Origin of the sequence: Comamonas sp., assembly GCF_009360615.1 — a bacterium.
Taxonomy (GTDB): domain Bacteria; phylum Pseudomonadota; class Gammaproteobacteria; order Burkholderiales; family Burkholderiaceae_C; genus Comamonas.
The window spans coordinates 86,420-93,779 of the sequence record NZ_SPEY01000004.1; the positions used below are offsets into that span (position 1 = coordinate 86,420).

Sequence of the window (7,360 nt, forward strand, 5' to 3'; positions counted from 1 at the left end):
ATCAAACCCCGGGTCGGGCAGCACCGGCTTTGCCAGCATTTACCCCCGCTTTACCTTGGGTTTACCTGCTGAAGTTCCGCACCCGGAGACTTAAACAGTGCTGACTTTCATAGTCCCAATGACGGCGTTTCCAGGCCTCATGCTTGACGGCTGACACCGCCATGGCTGCGTCCGCCATGCGGCACAGGACATCCGGCTCCAAGGAGAAACCCATATGACCACCGAACGCCTGACCGATCACCCCGAAGAAGCCGCCGTGCGCGTACCGCTGGAACTGTACATGCGCGGCCACGCCGAAGACAGCGCCGAGCACATGCGCGCAGCCTTCATGCCCACGGCCCGGCTGGAGTCCGTGCGCGAAGGCCCGCTGACATCCTGGGACCTGGACTTCTACTGCCAGCGTTTCAAGAACACGCCCGCCGCCGACGAAGCCACGCGCCGTCGCGTCATCGACTCCCTGGACATCGTGGGCACGGCCGCCATGGCCAAGGTCACTCTCTACCATGGTGCCGTCACCTTCACCGACTATTTTGTGCTGCTCAAGACCGAGCAGGGCTGGAAGATCGCCAACAAGGCTTTCCACGCCCAGCCTCAATAAGGCCAAGCCACCTGAACCAAGCCCCTGGCCTCAGGCACAGGGGCTTTTTTGTTCATGCGCTGGTCAGCGAGCCAGCAGCCAGAGCGCGCCCAGAACGATGACGGCCCCCAGCCCCCAGGCCCAGACCGGGATGCCTGAGGATTCACGCGGCGGCGCCGAAGGCGTGGCGTCCAGCGGGGCGTAGCTGGTGGAGGCCGCGTCGTGCTCCCAGGAGCGCGTATCCGGCTCCTCCGAGCCCCCTTGGTCTTCGCGCTCCTCGCTCGGGTGGCGCTGCTGCATCAAGGCTTCAAAGCGCGCAAAGAAGTCCTCGGCCATGCTCTTGGCAGCGCCGTCAATCAGGCGTTGGCCCAGCTGTGCAATCTTGCCGCCGACCTGGGCCTGTACCTCGTACTGCAGCAGGCAATGACGTGCATCGGTGGGCGTCAGCTCCACCTTGGCCTGGCCCTTGCCAAAGCCGGCCACGCCGCCCTGCCCTTCGAAGGCAATGGTGTAGCTCATGGGCGGCTGCACGTCCGACAGCGTGACCCGTCCGTTGAACTTGGCCGATACCGGACCGATCTTCACCGACATGGTCACGGCATAGGAGCCATCGCCCGCATCCTCGAACTTCTCGCAGCCGGCCAGGCATTGCTGCAGGGTGGGCGGATCGTTGAGCGCCTCCCAGGCCTGCTGCTGGCTCACGGCAAGAGGACGGCTGGCTTGCATTTCCATGGTGTTCTCCTTTTCAATCTCGATGCGGCAGCTGCAGCAGCTTCGCCAGGTGGGTGGCCAGCTGCTGCAATGAATGCAGGTTGTGCACGGCCAGCATGGCATGGCTGCGACGATGCAGCACCTGCGCGCCTTTGGCCAGCGGGGCATACCCGTCAAAGCGCAACAAGGGGTTGAGCCAGACCATGCGCGCACTGTGCCGGCCCAGCCATTGCAGCTCCCGCTCCAGCAACGCGGCGTCGCCGGTATCCAGACCGTCGCTGACCAGCAGCACCAGGGTTCTTCTCCCCACCAGATGGCGCGCGCCCTGCGTGCGCAGCTGTGCCAGACATTCGCCCAGGCAGGTGCCGCCGCCGAAATCGTCGATGTCGCGATTGAGCCGGGCCAGCATGGCATCAGGATCGCTGTGGGCAAATGCGCGGCTCAGATCCTGCAGGCGGGTTCCCATGCTGAAGACATGGCGGCGCAGCTGCGGATAGCGCCGGGGGCTGGTGGCCTGGTGCAGGAATGCCAGCAGCAGACGCACATAGCGCTCCATGGAGCCCGACACGTCGACCAGCGCCAGCCAGGGCATGGGCTGCCGCTTGCGCCTGCGCCATCGGAGCCGCGCCAGCTCGCCTCCCGTGGCCGCCGCAGCTTTCAGACTGGCGGGCCAGTGCACGCGCGGCCCCGACGCGCGCTGCTCGCTTCGGCGACTGCGATAGCTGGGCAGCGGCAAGCGGATATCGCGCACCAGTTGCTGCACCAGACGGTACTCGCTGGCACTGAGCTGATTGAAATCCGCATGCTGCAGCCTGTGCCGGTCGCTGGCCGACATGGCGGCATCCAGCGCCAGCTCCTCGCTCGCGGTTGGCCTTTGGGCGGCACGAACCGCCGACAAGGCCTCCTGCACACGTGGCCTGTGGCGCGGCCTGGCCGCCTCCGGAGCGCCTGGCAGCAACTGGCTCAGAAGCTGCTGGGCCACCTCGGGATTGCGGAAATAGGCCGCAAACAGCTCGCGAAAGACCGCCAGATCCTGTTCGCGCGAAACCAGCACGGCCTCCAATGCGGCGGCCACGTCATCCCGGTTCATGCCCACCAGCATCAGGCTTTGCTGGGCCAGTGCCAGGCGCTCGGCATCCACCGCCAGTCCCGCGCGGCGCAGCGTGCGGCCAAACCCCAGAAGATTGATGGACAGCTTGCCTCTGCGCGCGTCACCCCACCAGCTCACGCTTGCGGGCCGGACTGGCGACTGGGCCTTCAGCTCAGGCTGTGGCATCGGGCTCCAGCAGTTGCTGCAGACGCTCTGGCGTGAGCGCTGCCACGTCCTCGCGCTGCTTGAACAGAATGCCCGCCGTCTCGTGCACCAGTTCGGGATCTATGACCAGGGTATCGAGGGCCACCAGCGCCTTGGCCCACTCCACGCTTTCGGCAATGCCGGGAGCACGCTCGAACGCATCGGCGAACGGGCGGCTGCGCAGCCGGTCCACAAAGCGGGCGATCTGCGCGGTCAGTGCCGCCCCGGCTTCGGGCACCTTGGACTGGACAATGGCCAGCTCGCGCTCGCGCTCGGGATAGTCCAGCCAGTGATAGAGGCAGCGGCGCTTGACCGCATCATGCAGATCGCGCGTGCGATTGCTGGTGAGAATGGTGACAGGCGGCACCTGGGCCCTGACCACCCCGAGCTCGGGAATGCTGACCTGATACTCGCCCAGGTACTCGAGCAAAAAGGCCTCGAAGGGCTCGTCGGCCCGGTCCACCTCGTCAATCAGCAGCACCGCGCCCGGCGCGGGCGCCTGCAGGGCCTGCAGCAAGGGGCGGCGCACCAGGTAGCGCGGCTGATAGACCTCCTGCTCTACAGCGTCCAGCTCTGCCGCGCCACGCAGCTCGGCCGCTCGCAGGTGCAGCAACTGCGCCGCGTAGTTCCACTCATACAAGGCTTCACGCTGCTCCAGTCCGTCATAGCACTGCAGCCGGATCAACTGCCGTGCCAGCACCTGGGACAGGGCCTGCGCCAGGGAGGTCTTGCCAACCCCTGGCTCGCCCTCCAGCAGCAGGGGCCGCTGGAGCCTGAGCGCCAGATACACGGCCGTGCCCAGACGCCGGTCCGCAAAATACCCCACCGCCTGCAAGGCGGCCAGCAGCCCGTCCACCGACTGCAGAGCGCTTGTCACTTCAGTACTCATAGCTGTCCGCGCTTTAGTGATAGGGGAGAAAGCCAGTTCTTCTTCAAGAATCCCACCCGAGACAACAGACAAACGGCCTCCAAGACACCACGAGCAAGCGCCCCCTGCCGGCCGCCGCGTGGTGCAGCGAGGCGCTCGTTCCCGCCGTGGTCACGCAACGCCCGGCCGGGCGTGGGGCGGTGCAACCCAGGCGGCGCTTGCGCCGCTCCGACGACGCGAATCAGGGGGAGAGCAGCTGATCCACGGCCCGCTGCGTCAAGATGCTGATGAGATGCGCCCGGTAGCGCGCGCTGGCGTGCAGATCGCTGTTGAGCTCGCTGTCGTCGATCGGCACCGCTGCCGCTGCAGCGGGCGTGAGACTTCGGTTGAGCGCCGCCTCCAGGCCCGCATGACGAAAGACCGATAGTCCCGCGCCGGTCACGGCCACACGCACGCCCTGCGCTGTGCTCGCCACAAACACGCCCACCAGAGCAAAGCGCGATGCGGGCTGCTTGAACTTGATATAAGCCGCCGTCCTGGGCACGGGAAAGCGCACGGCCTTGATCAGCTCCCCCTCCTCCAGCGCCGTGGTGTACATGCCCTGGAAGAAGTCGTCTGCCGCAATCTCGCGCCGGCTGGTGACCACGGTAGCGCCCAGACCCAGCACTGCACTGGGATAGCAGGCCGCAGGGTCGTTATTGGCCAGCGAGCCGCCAATCGTGCCGCGCGCTCGCACCTGGCGGTCGCCAATGCCACCGGCCAGCTCGGCCAATGCGGGAATGGCGGCCTGCACCTCGCGGCTGGCGGCGACATCGGCATGTCGGGTCATGGCCCCGATCTCGACCTGGCCGCCTTCGACGCGGATTCCTGCCAGGCCCTCGACCTGGTTGAGATCCACAATCGCGCCGGGCTGGGCCAGGCGCAGCTTCATGGAAGGAATCAGGCTCTGGCCGCCGGCCAAAAACTGGCCGCTGGCAGCGCTCACTTCGTCCAGCGTCCGGGGGTTGGAGTAACTGAAGGCATACATATGTGTTGTCCTCTCTTCCTCTCAGTCGGGTGCCTCAGGGGCGCGCGGCATCAATGGCTTCCCACACGCGGTGCGGGCTGGCGGGCATGTCCAGATCCCTGACCCCCAGGGAATGCAGGGCGTCGAGCACGGCGTTGATGACGGCAGGTGGCGAGCCGATGGCCCCGGCCTCGCCGCAGCCCTTGGTGCCCAGCGGGTTATGGGTACAGGGTGTGCAGACCGTACCGAGCTTGAAGTCGGGCAGATCGTCGGCGCGCGGCATGGCGTAGTCCATGAAACTGCCGGTCAGCAACTGGCCCGAGTCACGGTCGTAGACGCAGTTTTCGAGCAACGCCTGACCGATGCCCTGGGCCAGACCGCCATGCACCTGACCTTCCACGATCATGGGGTTGATGATGGTGCCGAAATCGTCCACGGCGCTGAAGCGGTCGACGCGCACCACGCCCGTGGCCGGGTCCACCTCGACCTCGCAGATATAGGTCCCGGCCGGGAAGGTGAAGTTGGTGGGGTCGTAGAAAGCGGTTTCGTCGAGACCGGGTTCGAGCTTGTCCAGGGGATAGTTATGCGGCACATAGGCGGTGAGCGCGATCTGGGCAAACGGAATCTTCTTGTCCGTGCCGCGCACCGTGAACTCTCCTGCCTCAAAGTCGATATCGGTGTCGCTGGCTTCCATCAGGTGTGCGGCGATCTTCTTGGCCTTGGCCTCGATCTTGTCCAGCGCCTTCATGATGGCGGCCCCGCCCACGCTGATGGAACGCGAGCCATAGGTGCCCATGCCAAAGGGCACGCGACCCGTGTCGCCATGGACGATCTCGACATGCTCGACGGGAATGCCCAGCCTGGCCGCCACCACCTGCGCAAAAGTCGTCTCATGCCCCTGACCGTGGCTGTGCGAGCCGGTGAACACCGTCACGCTGCCTGTGGGGTGCACGCGCACCTCGCCGCATTCGAACAGGCCGGCGCGCGCGCCCAGAGCACCCGCAATATTGCTGGGTGCCAAGCCGCAGGCCTCGATATAGCTGCTGTAGCCCAGGCCGCGCTTGAGGCCTCTGGCCTCGCTGGCGGCACGCCGGGCCGCAAAGCCCGCCACATCGGCCAGTTGCTCGGCCTGGTCCATGCAGGCTTTGTAGTCGCCGGTGTCGTACTGCAGCGCCACGGGCGTCTGATACGGAAAGCGGGTGATGAAGTTGCGGCGCCGGATCTCTGCCTGGGACAGATGCATTTCCCAGGCGCAGCGGCTGACCAGGCGTTCGAGCAAATAGGTGGCTTCGGGGCGGCCTGCGCCCCGGTAGGCATCCACGGGTGCAGTGTGGGTGAACCAGGCATCGACCTCGATGTAGATCTGCGGCGTGGTGTACTGGCCCGCCAGCAAGGTGGCATAGAGAATGGTGGGTACGGCGCTGGCGAAAGTGGACAGGTAGGCGCCCAGGTTCGCGTCGGTGTGCACACGCATGGCGAGGAACTTGCCGTCGGCATCCATGGCCATCTCGGCATGGCTGACATGGTCGCGGCCATGCGCATCGCTCAGAAAGGACTCGCTGCGATCGGCCGTCCACTTGATGTTGCGGTTGAGCTTTTTGGCAGCCCAGGTCAGGCAGACATCCTCGGCATACAGGAAGATCTTGGAGCCAAAGCCGCCCCCCACATCGGGCGCAATCACACGCACCTTGCTCTCGGGCAGGCCCATGACGAACGCCGTCATCAGCAGCCGCTCCACATGCGGGTTCTGGTTGGCCACGTACAGCGTGTACTCGTCCATGGCGCGGTTGTAGCTGCCAATGGCCACGCGCGGCTCCATGGCATTGGGAATCAGACGGTTGTTGACCAGGTCGAGCCGGGTCACATGGGCGGCACCGGCAAAAACGGCGTCCACCGCGGCCTTGTCGCCAATCGCCCACTGGTAGCAGCGGTTGTCGGGCGCGATATCGTGGACCACGGCACCGGGCTTCTTGCCGCCCGCCGCATCGGCCACATTCACGACTGCAGGCAGCACCTCGTAATCGACTTCCACCAGTTCGGCCGCGTCACGCGCCTGCTGAAGGGTCTCCGCGACCACCATGGCGACCTGGTCGCCCACATAGCGCACGGTATCGAGGGCCAGGATCGGGTGCGGCGGCTCTTTCATGGGCTCGCCGTTGGTGCTGGTGATCAGCCAGCCGCACGGCAGGCCGTTGATGCCGGCGGCCGCAACATCGGCCCCAGTGAGCACGCCGACCACGCCTGGTGCCGCCTTGGCGGCATCCACGTTGACGCTGCGCAGCCTCGCATGGGCATGAGGCGAGCGCACAAATACAGCATAGGCCTGTGCGCCCAGTGAGATGTCGTCCGTGTACTGGCCAGCCCCCGTCAGAAAGCGATCATCCTCGCGGCGCAGAACGGCTTCGCCGATATGCGGCAGCTTGGAAAAGTCTGATGCACCCATGGTGTGTCTCCTCTTCTGGTGGTGATGTGCTGCTCAGGCGGCGCCCATGCCGTCGCGCCCCGCCTTGACGGCGGCGACGATGTTCTGGTAGCCCGTGCAGCGACAGATATTGCCTTCGAGCAGCTCGCGGATCTCGGCATCGGTGGCGCCGGGCTTGTGGCGGCACAGGTCCACGGCACTCATCACCATGCCGGGCGTGCAGAAGCCGCACTGCAGGCCATGGCACTGCTTGAAGGCCGCCTGCATGGGATGCATGGTCCCATCGGGGGCAGCCATGCCCTCGATGGTCTGGACCTCGGCACCCTGGGCCTGCACAGCCAGCAGGGTGCAGGACTTGATGGCCTTTCCATTGACCAGCACCGTACAGGCTCCGCACTGGCTGGTATCGCAGCCCACATGGGTACCCGTCAGGCGCAGCTGTTCACGCAGCGCCTGCACCAGCAAGGTATTGGGGGGGACGT

General features: G+C 65.9%; 7 protein-coding genes. 1 reads left to right on the forward strand and 6 read right to left on the reverse strand.

Going from position 1 to position 7,360, the window contains the following annotated elements:
* Window positions 1-214 precede the first annotated feature (214 nt).
* Window positions 215-598 carry a nuclear transport factor 2 family protein gene (locus tag E2583_RS00950; RefSeq protein ID WP_291592309.1) on the forward strand — a complete coding sequence of 128 codons (384 nt, stop codon included), beginning with the start codon at window positions 215-217 and terminating at the stop codon, window positions 596-598.
* 63 nt (window positions 599-661) lie between these two features.
* On the opposite strand, the gene E2583_RS00955 is transcribed toward E2583_RS00950, so the two are convergent.
* The 6 genes from E2583_RS00955 to E2583_RS00980 all read right to left on the reverse strand — a co-directional run.
* Window positions 662-1,309: a CoxG family protein gene (locus tag E2583_RS00955; protein WP_291592311.1), complete on the reverse strand. Its 648-nt coding sequence runs from the start codon at window positions 1,307-1,309 to the stop codon at window positions 662-664.
* Between the two features lie 13 nt (window positions 1,310-1,322).
* Window positions 1,323-2,564, reverse strand: a complete 1,242-nt coding sequence (locus E2583_RS00960; RefSeq protein ID WP_291592313.1) for a VWA domain-containing protein — start codon at window positions 2,562-2,564, stop codon at window positions 1,323-1,325.
* The gene (locus E2583_RS00965) at window positions 2,551-3,471 is read right to left on the reverse strand and encodes a MoxR family ATPase (RefSeq protein WP_291592315.1); all 921 of its coding nucleotides are present in this window, start codon (window positions 3,469-3,471) and stop codon (window positions 2,551-2,553) included. Before E2583_RS00965 ends, E2583_RS00960 begins: the two co-directional genes overlap by 14 nt.
* 220 nt (window positions 3,472-3,691) lie before the next feature.
* Window positions 3,692-4,477, reverse strand: a complete 786-nt coding sequence (locus E2583_RS00970; protein ID WP_291592316.1) for a xanthine dehydrogenase family protein subunit M — start codon at window positions 4,475-4,477, stop codon at window positions 3,692-3,694.
* Window positions 4,478-4,511: 34 nt separating this feature from the next.
* Window positions 4,512-6,899 carry a xanthine dehydrogenase family protein molybdopterin-binding subunit gene (locus E2583_RS00975; protein ID WP_291592318.1) on the reverse strand — a complete coding sequence of 796 codons (2,388 nt, stop codon included), beginning with the start codon at window positions 6,897-6,899 and terminating at the stop codon, window positions 4,512-4,514.
* 33 nt (window positions 6,900-6,932) lie between these two features.
* Window positions 6,933-7,360: (2Fe-2S)-binding protein (locus E2583_RS00980; protein WP_291592320.1), on the reverse strand; the 428-nt coding region annotated here is incomplete at its 5' end.